Here is a 25,118-nt window from a genome sequence, read left to right as displayed (position 1 = left end):
GGATGGTGGGCCAACAGCGTCAACTACAAAGGCTGCGCAGTGTACTCCTGCACCTCTTCGTATTCGGCTTCGCTTTGATCATGATCTATCCGCTGGCGTGGATGCTGTCCAGCTCGCTTAAGGATAATTCGGAAATCTTCATCAATGCGCATCAACTGCTTCCCTCACATTTTAATTTTAATAACTATATCAATGGCTTCAAAGGTTTTGCAGGCACCTCATTTATCGTATTTTTTAAAAACTCGCTGATTATCACCTTGTTTTCCGTGATCGGAACCGTCATTTCCTCAACGATGGTAGCCTACGGCTTCGCCAGAATCCGGTTTCGCGGCTCGCGCTTCTGGTTTGCATGCATGATGCTGACGATGATGCTGCCGTCCGAGGTATTGACGATTCCCCAATATATCTTTTTTCAAAAAATCGACTGGATTAATACGTTTCTACCGCTTATTGTGCCATCTTTTTTTGGTGGGGCGTTCTTTATATTCCTGATCATTCAATTCCTGCGCGGTATTCCGAAGGAGCTGGACGAATCGGCTACGATCGATGGCTGCGGAAGGTATCGAATCTTCCTGCAGATCCTGATCCCACTGCTTGTCCCGCCGATCATCACTGTATCCATATTCAAATTTTACTGGACCTGGGACGACTTCTTCAGCCCGCTGCTGTATCTCAATTCACCGAAGCTGGCTACGGTATCGCTCGCTATCAAAAATATGTCCGACCCGACGGCACAAACCGATTGGGGGGCGATGTTCGCGATGTCTGTGCTGTCGCTGCTCCCGATTGTGGCCGTGTTCATCGCCTTTCAAAAGTATATTGTCGAGGGTATCAGTACAACCGGATTAAAAGGCTAAAAAACAAAGAACTGCACATTCCCGGACGAGGATGGCAGTTCTTTGTCATATATGGCAAGGCCGGGTCAATAAAGCCGTATGCGGTTGGTATAGTTAATTGGTTGAAGTCGTTATGCGGTAGGTATGTGAGATGCAGCCTGATTCGTGAATATACGGTCCAACGCCAGAAGTCTGCTGCCAGCCAACATCAAGTGGATCGACATCACAAGCAACGCAAGCTCAAATTCAAAGCCGCCGGCAAATCCCATCGCATACTTGGCCGAGATAATAGCCGTAATCATAATTACGCTAAAAATCGCTGCAAAAATACGGGTTCCCAAACCAACAATCGCACAAACACCGCCAATAATTTCGAACGCTCCCACAGGATAGGCCAAATAGCCAGGAATGCCAAGCTGCTCGAAAAATCCTATCGTGTTGTCGATGCCTCCCTGATACTTCATCAGACCATGGACAAGAAATATAATGCCGACAGTAACTCTGGAAATCAGGATTCCTACTTCTGCTTTGGTATTCATATGAACGCCTCCTCTTATTAGCACTATATAGCGTAGTGTTGCATGTTAAAAAAAATTAAAATAAATTGAAAACAAACAAAATAGTAATCAACACGATAATCTGCAGCGAGATTAGAGTCGAGGTGATCGGCGGTTTAAAGGAAATTTTCGCTTGTGGGTCAAGAATTTGATTAATTCTATAGTTTACCGATGTATCGGCAAAGGATGCATAGGTAAAGGGCATTGTGAACACCGTACCTCTTTTTACCAATTTAAGCAAAGCACTGCCCAGCTCTACAGAAGAACCCAGCTGTTGAATCGCATATTGGTCTGCCACAATCTCTCTGGCAATCTTATAGTGGTGAAGCATCCATTTCAATAGAGGGATATACCAGAATACCGATGCACACAAAGACAGGATCAATGTTTTTAACGGGTCTGCGCTTTGTTGGTGCTGCCTTTCATGATAAATAACAGCTTGAATCTCATTCTTGTCCAGCAGCTGCAATAAACCCGTAGTCATGAAAATTCGCGGCTTTAGATAGCCCATCGTAAACGCCATAGGCTTCGTGCTGGAGACCAGATGAATATCGGCAGCTCCTGGAACGTCAAGCTTATACATCGATTGAACGGAGCTCAGGTTAGTTTGATCACGGAGCAGCTTGCGATACATCTGTTGAGACAGGTACAACTGCTTGCCGAGCAGCCATAAGCACATCGCGAACGTATAGAGGACCAGCCCACCAAGAAAATAGCTCGTCTTTAAAAAGCCCAATGATCTGAGCCAGCTGTTGCATAGCTGAAGGATATTAAAGCTGAGTTCTCGTCCGAACAGAAGATGCAGAGCGTACATGCCCATTTGCGTAAGGATAAGACCGGCAATGAGAAGACACGAAACAAAGATAAGTCGGGATCGGTTTGTCCACATGGTTAATTGTCCTTTTTGAGCGCCTTAATTTTTTGTTCCAGCTTGGCGATTAAATCTGCATCGACTTCTTCCAGTGCATCCAGCATATGATTGACGACAAGCGGCCCAAACTCCTCGATCAGCTCATGGGTTAATTCCTTGGATTGGTTCTCCAGAAAATGATCTCTGCTTACCATAGGCTGATACAAGCCGGTTCTGCCTTCTGTTCGCTTGGTCAGAAAGCCTTTATCGACCAAACGATTCATAACGGTCATGACGGTATTAAAATTAAGGGGCTTGGTCTGGTCCTGATCCAATTTGGCTTGAACGTCTTTAATGGCTAATTCGGAGCTATCCCACAATATATTCATGATTTTCGCTTCCAAAGGTCCAAAAAATCGATTTAAACCCCTCTCATGATATTTAAAATTTTGTATCTTCACTTTACAACACCTCACACTACTTATTGTAGTTACCTGAAAACCAACTGTCAACTTCTCTGATGTGCTGTTGCGACAATGCCATCACAACGTGTGATCATGTATGTGACAAGGTTCAACATGGGTATGATTGGGGTATGAGAATATAAGGAATTAGAAGCACGGTTATCTGAATTTCAATCCGGCAGGTGAAGGAGAACTCCCATGGCCAGTTATCAACCTATCATGATCGTTACTGGTGCCAACTCGGGTATGGGTTTGGCCACTACAATTGCACTTGCCAAGCAGGGCTGCAGAGTCATTATGGCATGCAGGAGTCCAGAGCGCGGCGAACAAGCACTGCAGGAGGCAATCAAGCAGAGTAGCTCCCAAGATATCGAGCTGATGCGCTGTGACTTGGCTTCCTTGGAGAGTATTCACAAGTTTGCAGCGACCTTTCAAGCAAAATACACACAGTTGGACGCGCTGATCAATAATGCAGGCGTATTTGCCTTAAAGCGGCAGATGACGGAGGATGGTTTCGAAATGCAGCTTGGTGTGAATCATCTGGGACACTTTCTGCTGACAGAGCTGCTGCTGGTTTCATTGATTCGTGCCCGGCAGGGCCGGATCGTGGTGGTGTCCTCAGGTGCCCACAAGGTGGGCTCCATCTATTGGGAGGACCCCTTTTTCACCAAGGGCTACAGCTTCTGGAAAGGCTACGCACAATCGAAGCTCGCTAATATATTATTTACCAAAGAGCTTGCCAGACGGTTGCCGGGAACCCGTGTAACCGTTAATTGCGTACATCCCGGAGCCGTGGGCACGAGCCTTGGCGTTGATCGTAATACAGGCTTTGGCAAATCCGTGCTGGCATTGTTGAGTCTGTTTTTTCTCACACCTGAGGAAGGGATGCAGACCGCGTTGTATTTGGCAACCAGTGAAGATGTACAAGGAATCTCGGGTGAGTACTTTTATAAGAAGAGAATAGCGCCAGTTTCCGCAAAAGCAAAGGATGTTGAGCTGGCCCGCAAATTATGGATATGGAGCGAGCAGCAGGTTAGCTCATGATTCGTTTCCCGTATTTGTCGTTAATAAGGGGTAGAGGGACAATCTTTCTACCAATCTTGAAGGAGATGCGCCGATGGACAATTCCAAATACGAGAAGCATTATTCGGAGGATGATTTTTGGGGGAAGCTGAAGAAGGCCGCCAAAGACGCGGGACTGAAAGTGGTTTATGCAGGATTACTCCTTTATTATGCGCTGCAAAGTCCGAAGACACCGATGAAAGCAAAAATACAAATATACGGGGCGCTCGGCTATTTGATTTTTCCATTTGATATTATACCGGACATGATTCCGGTTGTTGGGTATTTGGACGATTTGGGTGCGCTCATGCTGGCGGTAGGAGCGGTGGCGATGAGTATCGATAAAGAAGTGAAGCACAAAGCCAGGATCAAGCTGGTTGATTTTTTTGGAGCGGATGCGGCTCGTAATCAGGACATTATTGACGTAGATGCTCAACTGGTGAAGGATGAGGTTAGCGTAAGCCTTTCCAAGGAATAGCGACATAATTTCAAACCAAGATCCTGGGATTCAGTGTAAAGCCTGAGTTTCAGGATTTTTGGTGTAGGGACCGATGCGGGCAGCAATACAATATGAGCTTTTTTTAAAAAAAATTTGATGAAGCAAATACCTTAAATTAACAGTAGGTCTTATGGTACAATAACAGCGTGATAGCAAGTGTAAAGGGGACAACAACGGATGAAATTTCGAGAATTGACAGGCCCATTGGTAGCGCTTACCTTACCTTTTCTTGTATTCAACTTGTTAAAATTCAATCCTTTGCTTGATATCCAGTTTGCGGTACCCCGCGGTCATTTTTATATTGTCAGCTCTGTTGCCTTGCTTGCGAGTATTATTGCGATTGCTGTAGGCATCTCGGGAAGTCGCGTGCGCAATATCAAAATCAGCTTTTTGGCGATGGCCTTTATTTCCTTGGCGGAGATTTTTTCCGTTCATGGCTTGTCCACACCCAATATGCTTATTCATATGTCTCATTTGCCGGGAGTGGCCGCACAGGGGAGTGTGCTGCTAGCCTCCTTCTGGTTATGGCTGTCTTCGGTTTCATCTGATAATGGTTTCATTGTGCGCTTGTCCAGATGGAGACAATGGTTAGTGCCGGTATGGACCATTGGCTTAGGCTTGCTCGGAGCTGCTGCTCTTTCCTTTTCTCATCTGATAGAGTGGATACCGCTCGACGGGTTTGCCTCCAAGTGGCTGTCGACAGGAGCGGTCGTGGTCCTGAATGGAATGACGATGTATCGTTACCATCAATCGTATCGCTATTCACGTTTTCCGCTTCAGGCTGCGATTGTCTACAGCTGCTGCTGGATGATTAATGCGCAGTTGATTATGGTGTTAGGTGAAACCTGGCTTCTTAGCTGGTGGCTGTATCATTTTCTGTTGTTGGCGTCCATGCTGGTCATGCTGTACGGATTATTCAAGCAGTATGCGGCTAATCAATCGATGACCCTGGTGATCCGTTCCTTATTCACTAATGATCCGGTTGAACGCATAACGAGCTGCCTGTCTCCAAGCGTGAAAGAGCTGGTGCTGGCTACGGAGATTAAAGACATGTATACAGCAGGCCATAATTTCAGGGTAACCATGTATGCCTTAAGGCTTGCCGAAGAAATGCAATTAAAGCCGGAGCAGCTTCGTGCACTGTCTCAAGGAGCGATTGTTCATGATGTCGGCAAGAACACGATTCCTGACGCGATATTGAACAAGCCCGGGCGGCTTACGCCGGAGGAACGTTTCATTATTGAAACGCATCCGGTGAAGGGCTATGAAATGTGCAGGAATCTGGGGTTTATGAAAGAGGAGCTTGATATTATCCGATCTCACCATGAAAAATGGGACGGGACCGGATATCCTGATCGTCTATTGGGCGAAGAGATTCCGCTATTGGCGAGAATCGTTGCAGTCGCTGATGTGTATGACGCGTTGACCTCAACCCGGTCCTACCGGAAGGCTTGGTCGCATGAGGAGGCCATAGCCTTTTTGAAGGAGCACAGCGGCAGTCATTTTGATCCGTTATGTGTACATGCCTGGGTTAATGTAAGCGACAGAGACCCTGAAGTGTACCGACTGCCCTCCAGCCTGTCCAGTCCGTTCTCGACAAGTGTGCCTTCTAGCCATAAAGGGGCGTTCTGATACAAGGCTCATAAAGCAGGCTTACTCGGTAATGTCTATCCGATACGAAGTCATGATGCCATTCATACGAATGATGAAGCAATAAAAAAACCTCGAACCGTCCGGCTCGGGGTTTTACTGGTAGAATTCGACTATCTGCCCACAGATGCGGGCTCTTTACTGGTTGACGCGCTGCTGGCTGCTCCCGCTGGGTTAGAAGGCTGCTGGTGAGACTCATGAGCCAATCCATATGGTAGGCAAAGAGGAACGCCTGTACGTGGATCAGGGATAATATCCGCTTCGATGCCAAACACCTCACGGAGTACATCGAGGTTCATGACTTCAGCCGGGGTGCCGTTGCTGATGACACGTCCCTTTTGAATAGCGACCATATGGTGGGCGTAGCGAGCCGCGTGGTTGAGATCATGAACGACCATTACAATTGTACGACCTTCTTCGTCGTTCAGCTTCTGCAGCAGCTTAAGCACTTCAAGCTGGTGGGCCATATCCAGAAAGGTCGTTGGCTCATCCAAAAACAAAATGTCGGTTCCTTGTGCCAATGCCATGGCGATCCAGGCACGCTGCCGCTGTCCACCGGATAGCTGGTCTACAGGACGATCATAAAATTCGTTCATTCCTGTCATTTCAATCGCCCAGCGTACGGCTTCCTTATCTTCCTTGGTCAAGGAGCCGAAGCCCTTCTGGTGAGGGAAACGGCCATAGGTGACAAGTTCGGATACCGTCAGTCCGTCTGGCGCAATCGGGTTTTGCGGCAATATCGCCAACTGCTTGGCGACCTCCTTCGTAGCTTGACGATGAATCGACTTGCCATCCAGATATACGGTCCCGCCCGTTGGCTTCAGCATGCGGGCCATCGCTTTAAGAATTGTTGATTTGCCTGAGCCGTTCGCCCCGACAAGCGCCGTAATTTGTCCCGAAGGAATGCTAATATTTAAATGCTCGACTATGCTAATGTCTCCGTAAGCAATATCTAATTGTTCCGTGTATAAGCGTCCCATCTGTATCCGCTCCTTATGATGATACCGATTCTCATTATCAATAAGATTATATCTAATTCCGGGTATAAATGACAACCCTCAATTTCATCATTTATTCATTTCATTCCCGATATTTCCCTGTACAGACATCGAATCGACCAGAATGCCGCTTGATGCAAGCATATCGTAAAGCTAATGGCTCTTAAGTTGGCCTGTTGCTAAGCAGAACACGCAAGGAGTATAGTGGAAGAGATAGGCAGCTGCAGCAATAAAGACGAGGAGCAAGTAGTTATGATACGAATAATGGCTGTTGATCATCAGTTTCAAGTGATTCCTCAGGCTGGCTTAAAAGACCTGTCGAGTCCGAATGTGGGTTGGTATTGGGTGGATTTTGACATCCCTACAGATGAAGAGGCACTCATGCTGGATACCCACTTTCATTTTCACCCGTTAGCAATCGAGGACTGCTATCATCTCTTGCAGCGCCCAAAGCTGGATCATTACGAGACCGTCAATTTTCTGGTGCTTCATGCCGTGAACGCGGTGACCTTGGCTGCGGAAGAGGTCGATATATTTTGGGGCGATAACTTCATTGTTACGTTCCACCTGTCGCCATCCTGGGAAATCGACGAGGCTTGGAGCCGGATCGAGCAGCAGGAGGCCATACGTCTTAAGGGGCATGCTTATGCGGCCTATCTGGTAATGGACAATATGGTCGACGAATATTTTCCTTCCGTATATCAAATTGAGGACCAGCTTAATGAAATCGAGATCAAAGTCAGAAGCGCCACCAATCATCTGCTAATGAACGAAATATTCGAAATTCGAACGAAGCTGTTGAAGCTGCGCCGAACGATCGTGCCGATGCGGGACTTACTGTATCGGATGGTCAGCTCGGATAAAATAGATGGGATGAAGGAGCAGCAGATTTATTTTACCGATATTTATGATCATCTGTTGAAGCTGTCGGAAATTATTGAGGCGACACGTGATATGACCGCCGATATGCGGGACAGTTATGTATCGCTGAATTCCAACAGGATGAACACGATTATGAAAACCTTAACGGTCATCACGACGATTTTTATGCCTTTGACCTTTATCGCCGGCATATACGGGATGAATTTTGCTAATATGCCTGAATTAACGTGGCACTGGGGTTATTTTATGATTCTGCTTGTGATGTTCGGAATCGGATTTGCCATGTTTCTATGGTTTTATCGCAAGGGCTGGTTCAAATAGCTTTAATCCAGTTCACTAACAGGAGGACTTCTATCGATGTCATTCGTGTTCCATGCCGGCGAATATCCGGAGGCTCCAGGGTGTTATTTGATGAAAAATGCCGCTGGCCGGATCATTTATGTCGGCAAATCGAAAAATCTGCGCAGCCGTCTGCGTTCCTACTTTCAACAGCGCAAGCATCGCAAGAAGATTGTGCAGCTCGTTCAGGAAATTGCCGCGATTGAAGTGGTGCTGGTCAACAATGAGCCGGAAAGCCTGCTGCTGGAAAATAATTTAATCAAAATTCATAAACCCTACTACAACAGGGCACTCAAAAAAGATAACAGCGGCTACGCGTACCTGCAGCTGACAGCAGAGCCTGTTCCGCGATTGGACGTCTTTTACCGAAACCGCAAGTTAACCCCGGATCATATGGATACACCTCAGCGTTATCCACTGCATTCAATGAAACAGCAGAAGCGTATGGTCGCCCCATCCGCCGGATCAACTGCACGTGAACTGCCACATCTACCCACAGTAATGAAACAGGCTGCAGGTCCGCCAGCAGTGTCCCTGAATCAGCAGCGCTTTGGTCCTTATCCGAGCTCCCGCTTTCGGAATGCGGTGCTGGAATTTGTCACCGACCATTTTCGTCTTCGTACTTGCCGGACTTTGCCAAAGCGAGCGTGTCTGCTGTACCATATTGGCAAATGCAGCGGTGTTTGCGAAGGCTGGATCTCCGAGCAAGCCTATCGCGATACGGCATCTCAGGCAGCAGAGCTGCTTGTTAACAACGGCGAGGCGCTGATAGCGGCGATGTACAGCAAAATGGGCGATTATGCCGAGCGTCTTGAATTTGAAAAGGCAGAGAACATGCTTCGCCATATTCGTATTCTCGAAAGATTGCCTATCAAGCAAATTGTCGACCGCGAGGTGATCGTCAATCAGGATGTGCTTTACTTCGGAGAAGGCCAGGTGTTGATCGCCAAGGTGCAGGAAGGGATGCTTCGCGATTTCTATATGCAGGAGCTGACTAGGGGCGATCAGGAAACGGGTGCGGCTTGCGATAGCTTTCTGATCACGCATTATCGTGCCGAACGGCCGGACGAGCTTATCGTGAACCGGATTGTCGATCCGCGCAAGGTACGTGCGTCGCTGCGGGCAGCAGGGCGCAAGCCCTTGCTCATCACCCAGCCTAAGCGCGGGTTGAAATACGATCTGCTCAAGCTGTGTAAGGACAATTACGAATATCGGATGCAGCGGGATCAATATCATTCTTAAGATCGAATTATAAAGGTTCGTAAGGTTAAGTGCATTCTGCTGCAATCATCTACTATATACGAATTGAGGGGCTGCCGGGGGCAGCTCCTTTTTGCTATCGGATGAAGGGGCTATCTCTGAATTGCAGATATCATAACGCAAACCTGGCGGGAATTGGGTAATACTATGCTAGGGGCTACAAACAGGTCAAGACGTATCGATCAAATAGGAGAGGATGATATCGATGAAGAAATTGTTGATTACCGGAGCCAACGGCAAGCTGGGGGAGAGTCTGCTGCAAGGCCTGAGGGAGCAAGGGAAATATGACATCGTGGCTGCGGATTTGCAGCCTGATCCTGATCAAGGGATCGTGAAGCTTGACGTCACCGATGCCAACAGGCTTCAGGAGCTGATGCAGGGTGTGGATGTCGTGCTGCATTTTGCCTGGGCTCAGGATGAGGAAGACTTTCTTGGCAAGGTGCTGCCGATCAATGTGACGGGTGCCTATCATGTATATGAAGCGGCGCGTACCCATGGAGTGAAGCGGGTGATCTTTGCGAGCTCGAACCATGCAACCGGATTTTACAAGGTAGGTGAAACGGTAGAGCCTGATGAGCCTTATCGACCGGACAGCTTTTATGGACTAAGCAAATGCTATATTGAATTGCTGGGGCGCTTCTATGCGGACAAATACGGTATTTCCTCATTTAATATACGGATTGGCAATTTCCCGGGTGACGACAGGCCGCACTCGGCACGCTCGGCGCACATCTGGATTTCGAGCCGGGATATGGTTCAGCTGGCCGCCTGCTGCATTGAAGCTGACAGCTCGATCGATTTTCTCAGTCTGTACGGAACCTCTGACAATAGCGATAATTATTACGATATCGGGTATTTGGAGAAGCTGATCGGTTATAAGCCGCAGGATGATGCCAGCGAGCTGCTTGCTGAGTCACGCCACAGCCACGAGACCATCTCACAGGATGAAACTGCTTTTCAAGGTGGAGGTTTTGTGGAGAAGGAACAGCCTGCTAAATCATAGGAGCAGCTGTTTGAGTTCACCTCAAAATAGCCATCAAAAAAGGAACGTATCAGGCTGTACTCAGCTCGATACGTTCCTTTAAGCATAGATATACTGTGCATGGCTAAAAGCAAAATTAACTATACGTTAATGATGTATTGGTTAAGAATGGAGCGAAGCAGCTCGACACGACCGGATTTGTTCGTGATCGGGTTGTTTTGCAGGGCGTAAGCTTCCAGCGTATGGAAGTTTGCTTTGCCGGATACGATATCGGCGCCAATGCCAGTTGTGAAGGAAGCGTAACGCTCTTCAATGGCATTTTCGAAAGCGCGATCTTCAATCAGCTTGGCAGCTACCTGCAGCCCGCGCGCGAATGCATCCATACCGTTGATGTGCGCGTACACGACATCGATAGGCTCGAATGAGGTACGACGTACCTTGGCGTCGAAGTTCACACCACCGCGGCCGATACCACCTTCGTTTTGCAAAATTTCATACATGGCCAGCGTCGAGGCGTACAAATCTGTTGGGAATTCGTCCGTATCCCAGCCCAGCAGCAGATCGCCTTGGTTAGCGTCAATAGAGCCCAGAGCGCCATTAATACGGGCAACACGCAGCTCGTGCTCGAAGGTGTGTCCTGCCAATGTAGCATGGTTAGCTTCCAGGTTCAGCTTGAAATGCTTTGCCAGGTCATATTTTTGCAGGAATTGCAGCGTTGTTGCCGCATCAAAATCATACTGGTGCTTGGATGGCTCTTTCGGTTTTGGTTCGATCAGGAACTGAGCATCAAAGCCGATTTCCTTCGCGTAATCAACAGCCAATTGCAGGAAGCGTGCCAGATTATCAAGCTCCAGGCTAAGGTCCGTATTCAACAATGACTCATAGCCCTCACGGCCGCCCCAGAATACGTAGTTTTCCGCGCCCAGCTCTTTACCGTGATCCAAGGCTTTTTTCACTTGTGCAGCAGCATAAGCAAATACATCAGCGTTGGAAGTTGTTGCAGCACCGTGCACGAAGCGTGGATTGGTGAACATGTTGGCTGTATTCCACAGCAGCTTTTTGCCGCTGGATTGCATGTGTTGTTTAATCAGAGCGACGATTTCATCCAAATTGCGATTTGTTTCCTGCAGCGTGTCGCCTTCCGGTGCGATATCACGGTCATGGAAGCAGAAATAATCGACATCAAGGATGTTCAACAGCTCGAAGCAAGCCTCAACGCGTGCTTTGGCCAGCTCCATACCGGATAATTCGTTCCAGCCGCGAAGTGCAGTACCTGCACCAAAAGGATCGGAGCCATTGCCTGTAAAGGAGTGCCAGTAAGCCACACCAAAGCGCAGATGCTCACGCATTGTTTTACCCAAAATAACTTCTTCAGGGTTGTAAAATTTAAATGCAAGCGGATTTGTCGAGGATTTCCCTTCAAACTTCACAGTACCTACATGATCAAAATAGCCCATTGTTTTTACCTCCAGATATGAATTGATAAGGAACGGCAGCAGCGTACAAATACACAGACAAATATAGATGGATATCAACCTGATACCCGTCAAGAGTATGGCTCTGTGCAAGAACGCTTTCAAAACCATCATAGCATTCTCCACATAGTTTGTAAATCCATTAAACAAACTTAGTGTGTGCACATCGTTACCTTTCATGCTAAAATAATGCCAAACCATCCAGATGGGGGCTATCATGAAACAAACCGGAGATTTGAACCTGGTCAAAAAGATTAACAAGTCTATCGTACTTCACTATATACGCAACTATTCACCTATATCGCGAGCACGAATCGCAGAACAAACGGGACTTACGAAAGCGACGGTTTCCAGTCTGGTCAACGAGCTGCTGGAAAGCAGCCTTGCCAATGAAATCGGTACGGGCGAATCGAGCGGCGGACGTAAACCGATGATGCTGCTCTTTAATCGTACAGCCGGTTATGCGCTCGGCATCGACCTGGGCGTGAATTATATACGTGCTGTGCTAACTGATTTGGAGGGCACGATTGTAGAGCAATATAAGGCGCAGCACGATAACACAGTGTTGGAGCTGGCTTTGGTTGAGCTGAAAGCATGCATCCGCGAGATGCTTCGGCGTGTTCCACAGAGCGTCTATGGAATCGTCGGCATAGGTATTGGAATTCCGGGAATCAGTAACGGGCAGGGTGATGTATTATTTGCGCCTAATCTGGGCTGGACCGATGTCCCCCTGCAGCGTATCATCGAAGAGGAATTTGGCATCGCCGTTGTGATCGATAACGAAGCTAATGCGGGAGCGGTCGGAGAAAAGGAATTCGGAGCAGGCCGTGATGCAGCCGATCTTGTATACATTAGCGTTGGTATAGGAATTGGCGCCGGTATTATTATCAAAGGTGAGCTGTTTCGCGGCTCTTCCGGATTTTCCGGGGAGATCGGGCATATGTCGATCCAGCACGATGGCAAGCCATGCCGCTGCGGGAACGCGGGTTGTTGGGAAATGTATGCATCGGAAAATGCATTATATGAAGCAGCGAGACATGTATTGAATACTCCATCAATCGATATGGAAACTTTGCTGTTGCTTGCGGAAAAGGGTGAGTCTTCCGTCATCAAGCTGTTTGAACGGGTGGGTCACTTTCTTGGTGTAGGTGTGGTGAACATAATTAACGGATTTAATCCGGAGCTGATTATTATCGGGGGACGCCTCGCGGAGGCGGGCCAGTGGCTGCGTCCAACGATGCTGCAATCACTGGAGGGGCGTTCGCTGCCTTATCCGCGTGAACGGCTGCAGATCGAATTTTCCCAGCTTGGGAGCAGGTCGGCGGTGCTTGGGGCGTGCTCCTTTGCGATTAGCAAGTTTTTTGCGTCGACGAAAGTATCGGTGGAATAGCGGGATAAGCGTTCAACCCCAGCTCATCTTTATTTGAGTGGGGTTGGAAGTGTTAAAGCAGCAGGCGGTAAAGGGTAGGGTAGAGGACGTTTGCCATAAATCGCTTCCGAAGGCAGCTTGTCCAAGGTAATGACATAAGGATGATTGTACACCATGCGAAGGTGATAATCGGAATTGATTTTACCATCCATCAAAAACTTTTCGTGCCACGTATTAAAGTACATCCATCCGACCTTGTTTCTTTTGAGCTGGCGAGGGTCTGGAATCGGTCCATTTTCCGTATAAGCAACGAGCTTTTTCCCATCTCCCATTGCGACAACGGTATCATACACACTCATCAGCGTGCTGTAATCCCCAGCTTTAATGTAACGATCGATTCCTAAAATATCCACGTATTGATTTCCCGGATACCATTGCTTGGAATATTTGGTGTCAGACGTTGTCCAGACCCAGATGAGATTATTAAGTCCATGAAACGTGGTAAACCGTTCAAACATGATAGCATAAAGCTGTTTGGCTATTTCGGGTCCTTTTGAGCCCCACCAGAACCAGCCGCCTTCAGCTTCATGCAGCGGACGCCACAGGATCGGGATTTTGGCATCTTTAAAGCGTTTTAAGGTTTGCGCCATTTGATCCAGGTCCTTCAATAATGCATTATGCTCAGGAGTGCCGGGCTGAACGGCTTTGGCGGCATCAAAGCTTGTGTTGGAGGTCATAAATTCTCGTTCATTCATCGGGGCTGACCAATGCCACTCCACGGATACGAGGCCACCGTATTTGGCCCATTCTATCGCATTGTCCCCAAAATCAGTAGCTGTAAAACCTGCGACCGCAGGCAGCTTGCCTGTTTGCTTATAGATGTAATTGGCTTCAATCGATGAGCTGCGCTGCTGCCCGGCAAGAATGCTTTTTCCATATTGAGAGGCCAAATACGACATTAAGGCTTGAGCTTCAATTGATGGCTGAGGGCTGACCAGTTTGTTCGATACAGGGGCAATGGCAGGGCGTTCCTGCAAGGGACCGATCCGGATATAATCGACATCAAAGTAGCCCCAATACGTAGTGAGTTCCACGATATTGTCACCCTCATCGAGATAAATCTGACCAAACTCGATATCTGTAAATACCTCGGATTGGGGAAACATTTTTTCACCGGCAGTGCTGCCATTGATTTCAATATTGTTGGTTTTATCACCACTTGGAGCTGCATATCGGATATCCAGAGGGTAGAAGCCTTCTTGATCAACATGTACGGTAAATTGCAGAGAATCGCCTGCAGCTTCAAAGCCGGTTACGTAGCCGCTGCCTGAATAGTCAGGTAGCTCCTGAGAAACGATAGTTCCAATCCGTAACGCATCCTCTGCTTCGTATACCATGTAGGAGGCAGGATCTTCGGACTCGGCGTATGCTGTACTCCAGGCTATACATAGTAAAATAAGGGTGATCCCCCCGAGCTTACGTAGCGAAGTCAATGTAAGGATGTGCATGGTCCGTCTCTCCTGTTCGTAAAGTCTCTTAATGGAAGTGGTTTGGGATGAAGAGACATCGGGTGTAGTGAGCTTGTCCATATTTTCCCTTAGTTTACTTGGAAATAGTCAGTAAATCAATTAAATCCGGCGATTTTCGACAGGCGTCAATCACGTTTGAAAAATTACATATATTTCATAAAGCGCTTGCTTTTTAAATCGGGCCATGATATTATAAAAACATTGAAATAGATGGAACCTTAATTCAGATATTGTAAAGGGTTTTCATTTCTATAATGGAACTTTTCACAATGTGTGAATTTTTATTTTTTTAAAGAAATAAAAAAAGATCATGTTAAATATTTTTTGGAGGTAATACACATGGCACAAACAGGTACAGTAAAATGGTTTAACGCAGAAAAAGGTTTCGGTTTTATCGAAGTTGAAGGCGGAAACGACGTATTTGTACATTTCAGCGCAATCGTTGGCGACGGCTTCAAATCTTTAGACGAAGGCCAACGCGTTGAGTTCAACGTGGTACAAGGCAACCGTGGACCACAAGCGGAAAACGTTGTTAAACTGTAATTCAAATAAAAATGCTCTCAACTTCGGTTGAGGGCATTTTTTTCGTTCTCATTTTATTATGATTTCGACGTCGGTTGTTTAACTTGTGGTTGCTGGCATATGCGATAAGATGGCGTCCTTCACCTGCTGCATAGTGGTGGCAAGCTCGAGATTTTCAAAAACATGCTCACATTCCTTGCGATACGAAACCTCCTCAATATAATGATTCAGATAGTGACTAATAACCTCATCAGATACATTACGGGCCTCAAGTCTTTCCAGGATCAATTGTTTGTTCGCATAAATGAATAGACGAATGGCCCGATTTTTGAATTCATATTTGAATTTGTTGGCTCCTGACCGATTGACGATTACATAGGCGACAGAATGATTGGCGAATGCAGCTTCCACGTCGGATTTTTTGATCCCATAAAAATGATTATCGATTTCGGCAGTCTGTATGAATTCACCGCGAATATCGGCATCGATAAATTCCCTGCGGGTGGTGAAGTAGTACGCCTGACCATTACTTTCGTGAGGCCGTGGTTCACGGGTGGTATGAGAAATAATGTACTGCAGTCCAAGCTCCTTGCCTAATTGATGTGCAATGGTTTTCCTGCCGGCTCCGCTAGTTCCTACAAAAACCAATATTGTACCCTGCTCGATTCCGATACTCATACAATGACCTCCCAAAAATCATTTTTCGAAGAGGATGCCTTGTTTCAGTTGCCCAGGATGCTACTTCCTTCTATTTCTATTATAGTACAAATATTCAGAAAATTAAATAAATAGTTTGCGCTTTCATAGCTTATGAGACTTGGTATGGACAAATGATGGGACGAAACGTAGTATGGTGAATAGGGTCTGCAACATGAACTGCTCCCAAAATTTAATCGAGGCTGGAGAGATGACAAATGTCCATAAATTGTATTTATTGTAACCGCGATGAACGTATTGATAATCTAATGATCGAGATTGGGCAAATGCGTGTGTCTACGCTATTTTTGTTCAAGGAGCAGACTCATAAGGGTCGCTGTGTCGTGGCGCTTAATGAGCATCAGCAGGAGTTTTTCCATCTTTCCCAAGAGAAACAGGATGCTTATATGCGCGATGTTGCCCAGGCGGCCAAGGCGATTGAGTCGGCTTTTGCACCGGGTAAAATCAATTATGGTGCATTCGGGGATACGATGCCGCACGTGCATTTTCACGTTGTACCGAAATATGAGAACGGAGCCGCATGGGGCAAAATGTTTGAAATGAACCCTGGGGAAACGTATTTGACAGACGATGAATATCAGGAAGTTATCCATAAGCTGAAGGCTGCCCTATAAGGGGTTGTTCAAAAAGTCATCTTTTGATCACGCACTATAAGCATTCTAATAGGCGATCGAAATGGCAGGAGTTGCTATGGTGATACGCTGTTGACCGGTAATGGAATCCCGATGAACCGCCACTTGGAGGTTCATTTTTTGTTGGGTGTCCGCCGCTGATTCCTCAACCATTGTGGAATGGTAGGAAATGCTTAAGCTGTTGGCATCCTGATAACGGGCCAGCTCCTGAGCATGAAGGCTATCGGTTACGTGCAGCTGTAAAGAAGGGCTTAATTCGGGCTGATGGGAACATGCATATGGGTATGTATCGGCATCTATATTTCCTTGAATCATCACGTTCCAGTTGGACTGAATTCCGAGGTCTTGCAGCTGAGTATTCCATTGCTGCTGCAGATCGTACAGGGTGTTAATTCCGTCTGCTTGAAGCGTTTCGGCAGTCAGGCTCAGTTGTGTGCTTCCATCAGGAAAGCCGATCCACAGCAGACTGGCCTGAATCGTGTCCGTATCCTTCAGAGTGAATCTATAGAGCAGTATGTCTTGCTTATGGATCGGGTTCAATGGCGCCGTAAGCTTAAATGTGGTGCTTATGTTCTGGGCCGTTTGGGCAAAATCACGCTCTTCCTTATAGGGAAGATAGGCAGTAGTGTGCTTCAAGGTCGCTTTTTTATTAGAAACAATAATCGAATCAGCTATTGGGAGCAAGCGCTCCATATCCCCATCCGAGTGCGGGCGCAATGTCCAGCCTTGAGCTGCTGCTTCAAGTGTCAGTACGAGGGTAATTAATACTATGAATGTCCAACTGATGGTTGCTCTCATGGCTCTGTCCTTTCGATTGCAATCTATCACTCTATGAAAAAGGGATTCTAGTAAAAGGATAGGCAATAGTGAACAAAAATATACATGATAGATAGGGTTGCATACAAAAAAGGCACCTCCTCCATTGGAGGGGTGCCTTTCGGTTATGAGCGAATCTTCATTCGCGCCGTATTAGTTTACTTTGTGGTGATTGTTGAGTAAAGGGAGCATTTTCGAATTTTTGACCATCTCTGATTTGCATATAGGGCAAAGCGGGCTTTTTTGCAAAGAAAAGTTTTCTCGCATCCAGCACGAGCATCCTTCTTTACTGCACACCCAAACGGATGTCTGCTCTTCTTGAACCGGTTCCATGTTTTTCTTGGAGAAATACAATGTAGAACCCCTCCTTCAGTTTGTGCGCTGCATTCCAACATGAGAACTATGGATGGTCGTGAACTGAAAAAGAACTGCCCACGTCCGAGCAGTTCCCCCCTCATCATGAAACCTTACAGTTTCACTACGTTTTCTGCTTGAGGTCCACGGTTGCCTTGAACAACGTTAAATTGTACGCGTTGTCCTTCATCAAGGGATTTATAGCCATCCCCTGTAATAGCGCTAAAATGTACGAATACATCTTTGCCGCCTTCAACTTCGATAAAACCGAAGCCTTTTTCAGCATTAAACCATTTCACTGTTCCTGTTTCCATCTTCTTAAAAACCTCCAATAAATGTTTACTCTTATTTGCATGAATAAGAAAATTCACACATTATAAAGATTACCCCAAAATTTACTGTAATAATCTTTATAAGATGTGAATTTAACAGATACAATATTGTGAATGTTCTGATTATACCATAATTTTAGTACCATCACAACCAAATACTGTTTATTTCACTTGTTTTGGAGCATGCCAGGGGGGTAGCTGTCCATACTTTATTGTATCCAGATTTGTCCAAATCATTCCACTTTTTTTAGTCGTCTGCTAGCTAGGGTGACGGGTTAACCGATTTCGGAATTTTGCCGGCAATTTGCTCGAAAATATCGAGAAATACGGTCAGCTTATCCGCATCCAGATCGTTTAAATAGCTGCCGATAATTTCTCTGCGCAGCTGCTGAAGCTGCTCCAAAACCTCATGTCCACGATCGGTCATATCGATGAATACGACCCTGCGATCCTTATCGTCATGACGACGCTGCACGACCCCCTGAGCGATCAATCGGTCGATCATAACGGTAATGGCGCTTGGCTTAACTTCCATTCTGCCGGCGAGATCGGTCACTTTACAGGGGCCTGTTTTGGAAATGAAATGCAGCATGACGAACTGCTGTCCGGTTAGCTTTAGACTGGTATGCGAAGTGAGCTCAGGTCCGAGCCTGCGTACGATCGTCCAAAGGGCGGTTTCAAAGCGCTCGGTCTGACTAGTCTTGGTTTCATGGCCGGAATCCATTGTAGGTAACACCTCCGTGAACTATTAATGATGTCGGCTATCGCTGCGGCTTGTTATAGCGTCTCAAAGATTTGTTCATTTGTTTATTGCTCTGCTTACGATTACTATATCATGCGCTTTGTTAATATGTTAATCAAGTTACTGTTAAATTGAAATTTCGTCAAACTGTACGAAGAGCGTCTAATCATTGCACGATAGGGGCTGGGCGTGCCGTCGGCTTCAACTAGATGAGACTGGGTCTTCATGTAGTCAACCCTGACAATGTTTGATAAGATAAATCATAAAGCGACAATCACAGATGAGGATTTGAAATCCACATGGTTACATTTAGGGGAGTGCTATGATCAACGGACGATTTGAGGAGCTTATCTCAACTGAGCAAGAGAAGCTGTGGGACGAAAGAGGATATGCAAGCTGCTGGGAGCATTATGCTGACGAGCTGCAATTATTGGATTTGAGGCTGCAGTGGTTGTATTTACGAAGGAAGAAAAGGATGACGGAATGGCAGGCTGATCCTTTTAATGGCATGTTTGTTTCCGAAGAGGAATTTATGGGCTTGATTAACGCTGCAGCCCCTCTGCCTGAGTATGATCAGGAAGCTGAGCTGCTGCTGGACCGGCTGCATGAGGCCGAAGAGGCGGTGGATCGGAGACTTGCGCAAAGTGGATTAACTGGCGTCTTTCTGCCGCTTCCTTATATAGAACGGATATTTGGTATGCAGGCATGGGAGCGTCAATGCATCATGATCGCGTTAGCGGTGGAATTGGACCGTAAGTATGAACGGATCTTTGGCTTCCTGATTGATGATCTGACTGCCAAGCACCCGAATATTAGCTTGCTGCTGCAGCTGGCTTGCCGTGATCTGGAAGAAATGAGTGCCGCCCGTTTATCGCTTTCCCCATCCGGCAAACTGGCCAAGTATATGCTGTATAAGGAAGCGGGGGAGCAGACAACCCGTTCCTTGCTCTCGAAGCTCGTCTTTCTGGATCGGCGGATGGTCCGGTTTTTGCTGGACGAGACGGTGCTTCATTCTGAGGAGGAGCTGTTCCGTGTTACTCAGCGTCATGCCCTGGACATGCCATTGCCGCAGCTGCGTACCGGATTGGAGCTTCAGGATCAGCTGCAGTTATTCGTAAGGGAGATGTATGCCCCGGTCAAAAAGGAACGCAAGCGGATTGCTTTTTATATATGGGGCCCCTCAGGCGCTGGGAAAAAGCTGCAGGTACAGCATTGCTGCCGGTCCTTCGGCAAGCCTGTGCTGTTCGCGGACCTGTCCGCCATGCTGCTGCAGGACAAGCCCTTTGATCTGCTGCTGGATGAGGTGCTGAGGGAAGCGATCTTGCATCAGGCGATTCTCGGATTGACCCATATGGAGGTGTTATTTCCCGAAGAACCGGACCTGCTGTCAAGGCAGCGTCTTGAGGCGGTATACCACTGCTTGAACAGCTATAATGGACTGCTGTTTCTACTGGCAGACAAGCACCAACGATTGTCCTCCGCGCTGAAGGATCGGCTGGTCATTGATCTCGAGATTCCGATACCGGACGACGAACAGCGGCATAAGTTGTGGGAAAGCTTCGCCTTGGACTGCGGACTCGATTATAAGGTTGATTGGGCAGTATTTGGCAGCAAATTCCGTTTCACACCCGGACAAATCAACAGAGCGCTGATGCTGGCGCAAGGCTTTGCAGCCTGGAATGGCAGCGGACGTTCGGAACAAACAGCTCATTCGGACAATCGTTCTGGGATTGATGTGGTTGAGGCTGCATTATACAAGGCATGCTTCATGCAGGTGCAGCATCGCCTGGCCAAGAAAGCGGTGCGGATTCAGCCCAAGTACGCGTGGGAGGATATTATTTTACCGACTGAGCAAAAGGAGCAGCTTCGCCAAGCCTGCAATCAGATGAAATACCGCAGTATCGTATACAGCAGATGGGGCTTTGAGCGTAAGCTTGCATATGGGAAGGGACTAAGCATGCTGTTCGCAGGCCCTCCGGGAACGGGAAAGACGATGTCTGCCCAGGTTGTCGCCAATGAGCTTCAACTGGAGCTCTATAAAATTGATTTATCTCAGGTCATTAGCAAATATATCGGTGAGACGGAAAAAAATCTGCATGAAATTTTTGAAGAGGCCCGTCTTAGTAACGCGATCCTGTTCTTTGATGAGACTGATGCGCTGTTTGGCAAACGTTCCGAGGTCAAGGATTCCCATGATAAGTATGCTAACATTGAGACCGCCTATCTGCTGCAAAAGATGGAGGAATATGAAGGGATCACGGTACTCGCCACCAATCTGTTGAACAATATTGATGAAGCTTTTATTCGAAGGATCAGCTATATTATTAAGTTTCCTTTTCCTGATGAGGAACACCGCGAGAAAATATGGCGATCAATGTTTCCGAAGGAAGCGCCGATTGGTGATGATGTCGATTTCAAATATGTGGCTTCCAAATTTCAGGTAGCGGGCGGTTATATTAAAAATATTGCCGTATCCTCCGCCTTTATGGCCGCAGATGCGGGGACTGTTATTGGGATGAGACATATTTTGCAGGCAGTCAAATATGAAATGCAAAAGACAGGAAAAATATGGAATAAAGATGATGTTGATATGTATTAATTAACGATAGAGGCGTTTATCTCAGGGTCTTGGAGATAAGCGCCTTGTTTGATTTGATAAAATTGTGATATCTCTCACAATTCAATTTCGTCATTACGTGGTACGATAAGCATGTATGACGGTTATCGAGTATTTCTGCCATTATTTGAAAGTGGTATAGATGGATTATTGTTATTAAATAGTTCAAATGAACCATGAGAAGTGGTAGTCAAGCCATGGAAATACAATTATAATAGAAAAAGGATCTTAAACCGACATGAAATTCTCTATTATTACAAGGAGATCTGGCGAATGCTGACATATAATGTGAGGAGTGATTTCCTATAGGCGATTATACGGTGATTGCCGATGTTGGCGCCTCTTTACTGAAGCTGCTCAGGGAACATATGACACCAGAACCTATTCCCCAGCCGGAGCTGATTGGCTTGGCTTCCCCTGCGGATAAGGGTGATCTCTACCTTTCACTATTTTTGTACAACATCCTTGAAAGCGGTGATAACCGCCAAACCCGGATGGTTGCACGAGGGACGGATTCTATCCAATTTCCTCCTATGACTGTCAATTTATATTATTTGCTCACGGCCCACTCTTCTGCGGAACTTCAATCCAGAGTCGTGGATGAGCATCGTATTTTGGGCAGGGCAATGCAGGTGCTATACGATAATTCTGTGCTTCGCGGACCTGCTGCTGTAGGTACCTTGGCAGAGGCTGGTGAGGAAGTGCGTGTGGTTATGGATACGCTCACAGGTGAAGCTTTGACGAGAATGTGGAATTTTGCAGATCTTCCTTATCGTCTTTCCATAGGGTACGTAGTTGGCCCAGTACATATCGATTCGACAAGAATCAAAACAACGAAACGGGTTACAGAGCGAGACTTCCGGATTCAAGGGTAGGAGGACCGAATGGAGCCAACTCGAATATCAATGATGAAAACCCGTGTCTCATTAGCAGTATGCCTCTTGGACTCATTCACCTTAGGTCCCCCTCTTGGCAGCAATACGAAGATCGCTTTGGAAGAGATGCTAGCTAAGCCTGTTGTTAAAGCACAAGGTTATTACATTTTTACCGACCTGCAGGAAGGTATATACCGATTGCGGGTGCTTGTTCAGCATTATTTCGAAGAGTACGTTGATATCAGGGTAGGTCCCAAGGACCAGTTGGTTCATATCTCACTCACACCTCGTCCATCCTATCCCTTTCATGATAAAGCGACCTTGCTTCGCGTCAATGTCAAGAACGCCGGGGGAGCTCCTTGCTCGGGTGCATCACTGCTGGCTGTCCCGCTGACCGATGAGGTGTCGAGGGCTAGGTTGGCCCAGGACCATGCAGGACGAGGAGAGAATGAGCTGATGCTGGGTTCTGTAACCGGAAAAATCGGAATCGGCGATCGGTTCCTTATTCGCGGACGCAATGCGAAGGCTGATGAGGAGCTATGCTGCGTTGCTGCTGTGCTGGAGCACCAGCGTAAAGTGCGTTTGGTCGAGCCATTAAAGGGCTCTTACAGTCGGGGCTCGCTGCTACTGCCTGTCGTAAAATCCAGATCGGACGAGCAAGGCGAGGCTGTTCTTGCCTTTTCCAACTGTAGAGCCAAGCAATTCGATCTAAGACTTAATATTACCTATGGCGATCTCTCCCTTTTGAAGGAGGTGAACCTTGCGGAGGGCGGAACGACATTAGCTGGGAGCTTATGCTTGGATCCATCGGCAACACCTTCAAAAGCTTCAAAAGGCATTACCTAACATTGTTAGCAGATCGGATTTATCCATCTTCTATAATCCACAAGCAGAGAGGAGAGAACTGGTTTCATTCTGCAAAGGAACCGATTTCGGCTTGTAAGGGCGAGACGGTGCAGATCGATGAAACCGGGGAATAATGGCTGAGTATTTATCACCGGGAGTCTATGTAGAAGAATTCGATAGTGGCGCACAGCCGCTGGAAGGTGCAAGTACAAGCACGGCAGGCTTCATTGGGTTGGCACAAAGAGGGGAGATCGAAGGCGTCCCTCTGCTTATTACCAGCGTAGCCGATTTTCACCGTAATTTCGGAAGTTATTTATCTGAAAATGCTTTTGGCGACTACCGTTTCTTGTCTTACGCGGTGGAGCACTTTTTTCTCAATGGCGGATCACGATCATACGTTATGCGGGTAGCTCCTTCCGATGCGAAGCTTGCTACCAATCAGGGCGGGGATAATAAAGAGTCGAAGGTACTCAGTATTAGCTCGAAAAACCCGGGCGCTTGGGGTAACCAGATTCGTCTTGTCGTGGTACCATCGAGTAAGGCCAAGACACAAATCTTTGACATTATTGGCGAGCCTGGGGAATCCAAGCAGTATCGCGTAAAGAATAACGCCGGCTTTAACGTCGGTGATGTTGTTGCTTTCGAGAACGCAGGTGAAAAGCAATACAATCGTGTCGTCTCCTCCCTCGACAATATCATTGAACTGGAAAGCGTATTGGATGGTGAAGCGGATGTTATCGATGTTAACCTGCTGCCAGCGAAAGTTCTGACTACAAGCGAGTTCACACTTCATGTATTTTATGGCGATGAGGCTGAATCATTCGAGAAGTTGTCATTGAATGTAGCTGCTGCAAACCATGTTGAGAAAATCCTGGTTCGCTCCAATATTATTTCCGTTAAGGATATCAGTAGAGAATTTGGTGATCTTGGAGCGACTGCTCCATTTGAAGCATTATCTGGTGAGCTGGAGGAGACAGGCAAGTTCCTGATCTCGCTTGCAGGCGGCAGTGATGGCTCTGTGGCTAATCTGGCAGCTTCCGATTTCATGGGTCAAGATCGTGGACCTGGCAAAAGAACCGGAATCCAATCCTTCATCGATAACGATGTCGTAAGCATTATGTCAATCCCGGGTGTAACGGACCCTAATGTCCAATTGTCACTTGTAGCGCATTGTGAAAACCTCGGCAGCCGTTTTGCGATTCTGGATGTTCCACGCGAAAAAACCAAAGTAGCGGACGTTATGACGCACCGCAATATTTTTGACAGCAATTATGCAGCGATGTACAATCCTTGGCTGCAGGTGTTTGATCCGCTCGATAAACGCAATATTTATATTCCGCCGTCCGGATCGATGGCTGGTATTTACTCGCGTTCCGACCAAACTCGTGGTGTGCAAAAAGCACCTGCTAACGAAGTTGTGCGTGGCGCCGTAGGTCTGGATTGCCAGTATAATAAAGGTGAACAGGATATTTTGAATCCACAGGGCGTGAACTTGATTCGTGCTTTCCCGGGACAAGGTATTCGTGTATGGGGTGCACGTACAACTACGTCAAACGGCCTATGGAAATATGTCAACGTAAGAAGGCTGTTCATCTTTATCGAAGAGTCGATTAAGAATGGTACAAACTGGGTTGTGTTCGAGCCGAATGATGAGCAGCTATGGGCTCGCGTACAGCGTACGATTGAAGCATTCCTTACCCGCGTATGGAGAGATGGAGCTCTTATGGGAGGCAGTCCAAGTGAAGCATTTTATGTAAACATTGGTCGCTCAACCATGACGCAGGATGATATCGATAATGGTCGTCTGATTTGCATTATTGGAGTTGCGCCTGTAAAACCGGCGGAATTCGTCATCTTCCGGATAACTCAGAAAACAAGAGAAGAATAGTTTTTCTCTAAACTTTGAGTAGGGA

At 47.0% G+C, this 25,118-nt stretch carries 25 protein-coding genes; 14 read left to right on the top strand and 11 right to left on the bottom strand.

Annotated elements, in window-relative coordinates; all coding sequences use genetic code 11:
- Positions 1-2 precede the first annotated feature (2 nt).
- Positions 3-857 carry a carbohydrate ABC transporter permease gene (locus NST47_RS36400; RefSeq protein ID WP_341159454.1) on the top strand — a complete coding sequence of 285 codons (855 nt, stop codon included), beginning with the start codon at positions 3-5 and terminating at the stop codon, positions 855-857.
- A 110-nt stretch (positions 858-967) separates the two neighbouring features.
- On the opposite strand, the gene NST47_RS36395 is transcribed toward NST47_RS36400, so the two are convergent.
- From NST47_RS36395 to NST47_RS36385, 3 genes are read right to left on the bottom strand one after another with little or no spacing between them, the layout of a single operon-like run.
- Positions 968-1,375: a DoxX family protein gene (locus NST47_RS36395; protein ID WP_076230425.1), complete on the bottom strand. Its 408-nt coding sequence runs from the start codon at positions 1,373-1,375 to the stop codon at positions 968-970.
- Positions 1,376-1,430: 55 nt separating this feature from the next.
- On the bottom strand, positions 1,431-2,282 hold the full coding sequence (locus NST47_RS36390; protein ID WP_341159453.1) for a M56 family metallopeptidase: 852 nt from the start codon (positions 2,280-2,282) through the stop codon (positions 1,431-1,433).
- Between the two features lie 2 nt (positions 2,283-2,284).
- Positions 2,285-2,704: a BlaI/MecI/CopY family transcriptional regulator gene (locus NST47_RS36385; protein WP_076230423.1), complete on the bottom strand. Its 420-nt coding sequence runs from the start codon at positions 2,702-2,704 to the stop codon at positions 2,285-2,287.
- A 201-nt stretch (positions 2,705-2,905) separates the two neighbouring features.
- On the opposite strand from NST47_RS36385, the gene NST47_RS36380 reads away from it, so the two are divergent.
- The 3 genes from NST47_RS36380 to NST47_RS36370 all read left to right on the top strand — a co-directional run bounded on the left by NST47_RS36380 (position 2,906) and on the right by NST47_RS36370 (position 5,900).
- On the top strand, positions 2,906-3,751 hold the full coding sequence (locus NST47_RS36380; RefSeq protein WP_341159452.1) for an SDR family oxidoreductase: 846 nt from the start codon (positions 2,906-2,908) through the stop codon (positions 3,749-3,751).
- A gap of 73 nt (positions 3,752-3,824) precedes the next feature.
- The gene (locus NST47_RS36375; protein ID WP_341159451.1) at positions 3,825-4,247 is read left to right on the top strand and encodes a YkvA family protein; all 423 of its coding nucleotides are present in this window, start codon (positions 3,825-3,827) and stop codon (positions 4,245-4,247) included.
- A 198-nt stretch (positions 4,248-4,445) separates the two neighbouring features.
- The gene (locus tag NST47_RS36370; RefSeq protein ID WP_341159450.1) at positions 4,446-5,900 is read left to right on the top strand and encodes an HD-GYP domain-containing protein; all 1,455 of its coding nucleotides are present in this window, start codon (positions 4,446-4,448) and stop codon (positions 5,898-5,900) included.
- Positions 5,901-6,031: 131 nt separating this feature from the next.
- Here the strand turns inward: NST47_RS36370 and NST47_RS36365 are convergent, their stop codons facing one another.
- A complete protein-coding gene (locus NST47_RS36365; protein WP_341159449.1) occupies positions 6,032-6,898 on the bottom strand; it encodes an ABC transporter ATP-binding protein in 867 nt (288 codons plus the stop codon).
- Positions 6,899-7,168: 270 nt separating this feature from the next.
- Here NST47_RS36365 and corA point away from each other — a divergent pair, with 270 nt between their 5' ends.
- From corA to NST47_RS36350, 3 genes are all read left to right on the top strand, one after another.
- Positions 7,169-8,119 carry a magnesium/cobalt transporter CorA gene (gene corA / locus NST47_RS36360; RefSeq protein ID WP_341159448.1) on the top strand — a complete coding sequence of 317 codons (951 nt, stop codon included), beginning with the start codon at positions 7,169-7,171 and terminating at the stop codon, positions 8,117-8,119.
- A gap of 36 nt (positions 8,120-8,155) precedes the next feature.
- Positions 8,156-9,379, top strand: a complete 1,224-nt coding sequence (locus NST47_RS36355) for a GIY-YIG nuclease family protein (RefSeq protein WP_341159447.1) — start codon at positions 8,156-8,158, stop codon at positions 9,377-9,379.
- Between the two features lie 214 nt (positions 9,380-9,593).
- Positions 9,594-10,400, top strand: coding sequence for an NAD-dependent epimerase/dehydratase family protein (locus NST47_RS36350; protein WP_341159446.1), 807 nt, complete (start codon positions 9,594-9,596; stop codon positions 10,398-10,400).
- Between the two features lie 119 nt (positions 10,401-10,519).
- Here NST47_RS36350 and xylA read toward each other — a convergent pair whose 3' ends face one another.
- On the bottom strand, positions 10,520-11,836 hold the full coding sequence (gene xylA, locus NST47_RS36345) for a xylose isomerase (protein ID WP_341159445.1): 1,317 nt from the start codon (positions 11,834-11,836) through the stop codon (positions 10,520-10,522).
- Between the two features lie 235 nt (positions 11,837-12,071).
- On the opposite strand from xylA, the gene NST47_RS36340 reads away from it, so the two are divergent.
- Positions 12,072-13,244: an ROK family transcriptional regulator gene (locus tag NST47_RS36340; RefSeq protein ID WP_341159444.1), complete on the top strand. Its 1,173-nt coding sequence runs from the start codon at positions 12,072-12,074 to the stop codon at positions 13,242-13,244.
- Positions 13,245-13,273: 29 nt separating this feature from the next.
- Here NST47_RS36340 and NST47_RS36335 read toward each other — a convergent pair whose 3' ends face one another.
- Complete coding sequence (locus tag NST47_RS36335) at positions 13,274-14,731, bottom strand: glycosyl hydrolase (RefSeq protein WP_341159443.1); 1,458 nt, start codon at positions 14,729-14,731, stop codon at positions 13,274-13,276.
- A 360-nt stretch (positions 14,732-15,091) separates the two neighbouring features.
- Here NST47_RS36335 and NST47_RS36330 point away from each other — a divergent pair, with 360 nt between their 5' ends.
- A complete protein-coding gene (locus NST47_RS36330) occupies positions 15,092-15,295 on the top strand; it encodes a cold-shock protein (protein WP_076230413.1) in 204 nt (67 codons plus the stop codon).
- 78 nt (positions 15,296-15,373) lie between these two features.
- Here the strand turns inward: NST47_RS36330 and NST47_RS36325 are convergent, their stop codons facing one another.
- Complete coding sequence (locus NST47_RS36325; RefSeq protein WP_341159442.1) at positions 15,374-15,952, bottom strand: guanylate kinase; 579 nt, start codon at positions 15,950-15,952, stop codon at positions 15,374-15,376.
- Between the two features lie 236 nt (positions 15,953-16,188).
- Between NST47_RS36325 and NST47_RS36320 the strand changes: the two genes are divergently transcribed.
- The gene (locus tag NST47_RS36320; RefSeq protein WP_341159441.1) at positions 16,189-16,605 is read left to right on the top strand and encodes an HIT family protein; all 417 of its coding nucleotides are present in this window, start codon (positions 16,189-16,191) and stop codon (positions 16,603-16,605) included.
- A 45-nt stretch (positions 16,606-16,650) separates the two neighbouring features.
- Here the strand turns inward: NST47_RS36320 and NST47_RS36315 are convergent, their stop codons facing one another.
- The 4 genes from NST47_RS36315 to NST47_RS36300 all read right to left on the bottom strand — a co-directional run bounded on the left by NST47_RS36315 (position 16,651) and on the right by NST47_RS36300 (position 18,849).
- Positions 16,651-17,421 (bottom strand): YwmB family TATA-box binding protein, encoded by a 771-nt coding sequence (locus NST47_RS36315; protein WP_341159440.1) that lies wholly within the window; start codon positions 17,419-17,421, stop codon positions 16,651-16,653.
- Between the two features lie 171 nt (positions 17,422-17,592).
- Complete coding sequence (locus tag NST47_RS36310) at positions 17,593-17,793, bottom strand: cold-shock protein (protein ID WP_076230409.1); 201 nt, start codon at positions 17,791-17,793, stop codon at positions 17,593-17,595.
- A gap of 113 nt (positions 17,794-17,906) precedes the next feature.
- On the bottom strand, positions 17,907-18,107 hold the full coding sequence (locus NST47_RS36305; protein ID WP_028549128.1) for a cold-shock protein: 201 nt from the start codon (positions 18,105-18,107) through the stop codon (positions 17,907-17,909).
- Positions 18,108-18,387: 280 nt separating this feature from the next.
- On the bottom strand, positions 18,388-18,849 hold the full coding sequence (locus tag NST47_RS36300) for a MarR family winged helix-turn-helix transcriptional regulator (protein WP_262683179.1): 462 nt from the start codon (positions 18,847-18,849) through the stop codon (positions 18,388-18,390).
- A 340-nt stretch (positions 18,850-19,189) separates the two neighbouring features.
- Here NST47_RS36300 and NST47_RS36295 point away from each other — a divergent pair, with 340 nt between their 5' ends.
- The 4 genes from NST47_RS36295 (at position 19,190) to NST47_RS36280 (ending at position 25,093) form a co-directional block, all read left to right on the top strand.
- Positions 19,190-21,466 carry an ATP-binding protein gene (locus NST47_RS36295; protein WP_341159439.1) on the top strand — a complete coding sequence of 759 codons (2,277 nt, stop codon included), beginning with the start codon at positions 19,190-19,192 and terminating at the stop codon, positions 21,464-21,466.
- A gap of 338 nt (positions 21,467-21,804) precedes the next feature.
- Entirely contained in the window at positions 21,805-22,359 is a 555-nt protein-coding gene (locus tag NST47_RS36290) for a DUF4255 domain-containing protein (RefSeq protein WP_341159438.1), read from the top strand.
- Between the two features lie 30 nt (positions 22,360-22,389).
- Positions 22,390-23,205 (top strand): hypothetical protein, encoded by an 816-nt coding sequence (locus NST47_RS36285; RefSeq protein WP_341159437.1) that lies wholly within the window; start codon positions 22,390-22,392, stop codon positions 23,203-23,205.
- Between the two features lie 133 nt (positions 23,206-23,338).
- On the top strand, positions 23,339-25,093 hold the full coding sequence (locus NST47_RS36280; RefSeq protein WP_341159436.1) for a phage tail sheath family protein: 1,755 nt from the start codon (positions 23,339-23,341) through the stop codon (positions 25,091-25,093).
- The last annotated feature ends 25 nt before the right edge of the window (positions 25,094-25,118 follow it).

Source organism: Paenibacillus sp. FSL H8-0034, from assembly GCF_038000305.1.
Lineage (GTDB): Bacteria > Bacillota > Bacilli > Paenibacillales > NBRC-103111 > Paenibacillus_S.
The sequence above is the reverse complement of the archived record's forward strand: the minus strand, read 5'-3'. Positions and strand labels throughout refer to the sequence as shown.

Excerpts from the sequence above, each read along its gene's own strand:
- NST47_RS36295 (WP_341159439.1), top strand. The coding sequence starts at position 19,190 with ATGATCAACGGACGATTTGAGGAGCTTATCTCAACTGAGCAAGAGAAG.
- xylA (WP_341159445.1), bottom strand. The coding sequence starts at position 11,836 with ATGGGCTATTTTGATCATGTAGGTACTGTGAAGTTTGAAGGGAAATCC.
- NST47_RS36375 (WP_341159451.1), top strand. The coding sequence starts at position 3,825 with ATGGACAATTCCAAATACGAGAAGCATTATTCGGAGGATGATTTTTGG.
- NST47_RS36330 (WP_076230413.1), top strand. The coding sequence starts at position 15,092 with ATGGCACAAACAGGTACAGTAAAATGGTTTAACGCAGAAAAAGGTTTC.
- NST47_RS36370 (WP_341159450.1), top strand. The coding sequence starts at position 4,446 with ATGAAATTTCGAGAATTGACAGGCCCATTGGTAGCGCTTACCTTACCT.
- NST47_RS36355 (WP_341159447.1), top strand. The coding sequence starts at position 8,156 with ATGTCATTCGTGTTCCATGCCGGCGAATATCCGGAGGCTCCAGGGTGT.
- NST47_RS36390 (WP_341159453.1), bottom strand. The coding sequence starts at position 2,282 with ATGTGGACAAACCGATCCCGACTTATCTTTGTTTCGTGTCTTCTCATT.
- NST47_RS36340 (WP_341159444.1), top strand. The coding sequence starts at position 12,072 with ATGAAACAAACCGGAGATTTGAACCTGGTCAAAAAGATTAACAAGTCT.
- corA (WP_341159448.1), top strand. The coding sequence starts at position 7,169 with ATGATACGAATAATGGCTGTTGATCATCAGTTTCAAGTGATTCCTCAG.
- NST47_RS36350 (WP_341159446.1), top strand. The coding sequence starts at position 9,594 with ATGATATCGATGAAGAAATTGTTGATTACCGGAGCCAACGGCAAGCTG.
- NST47_RS36320 (WP_341159441.1), top strand. The coding sequence starts at position 16,189 with ATGTCCATAAATTGTATTTATTGTAACCGCGATGAACGTATTGATAAT.
- NST47_RS36365 (WP_341159449.1), bottom strand. The coding sequence starts at position 6,898 with ATGGGACGCTTATACACGGAACAATTAGATATTGCTTACGGAGACATT.
- NST47_RS36325 (WP_341159442.1), bottom strand. The coding sequence starts at position 15,952 with ATGAGTATCGGAATCGAGCAGGGTACAATATTGGTTTTTGTAGGAACT.
- NST47_RS36285 (WP_341159437.1), top strand. The coding sequence starts at position 22,390 with ATGATGAAAACCCGTGTCTCATTAGCAGTATGCCTCTTGGACTCATTC.
- NST47_RS36380 (WP_341159452.1), top strand. The coding sequence starts at position 2,906 with ATGGCCAGTTATCAACCTATCATGATCGTTACTGGTGCCAACTCGGGT.
- NST47_RS36400 (WP_341159454.1), top strand. The coding sequence starts at position 3 with ATGGTGGGCCAACAGCGTCAACTACAAAGGCTGCGCAGTGTACTCCTG.
- NST47_RS36315 (WP_341159440.1), bottom strand. The coding sequence starts at position 17,421 with ATGAGAGCAACCATCAGTTGGACATTCATAGTATTAATTACCCTCGTA.
- NST47_RS36305 (WP_028549128.1), bottom strand. The coding sequence starts at position 18,107 with ATGGAAACAGGAACAGTGAAATGGTTTAATGCTGAAAAAGGCTTCGGT.
- NST47_RS36395 (WP_076230425.1), bottom strand. The coding sequence starts at position 1,375 with ATGAATACCAAAGCAGAAGTAGGAATCCTGATTTCCAGAGTTACTGTC.
- NST47_RS36300 (WP_262683179.1), bottom strand. The coding sequence starts at position 18,849 with ATGGATTCCGGCCATGAAACCAAGACTAGTCAGACCGAGCGCTTTGAA.
- NST47_RS36280 (WP_341159436.1), top strand. The coding sequence starts at position 23,339 with ATGGCTGAGTATTTATCACCGGGAGTCTATGTAGAAGAATTCGATAGT.
- NST47_RS36335 (WP_341159443.1), bottom strand. The coding sequence starts at position 14,731 with ATGCACATCCTTACATTGACTTCGCTACGTAAGCTCGGGGGGATCACC.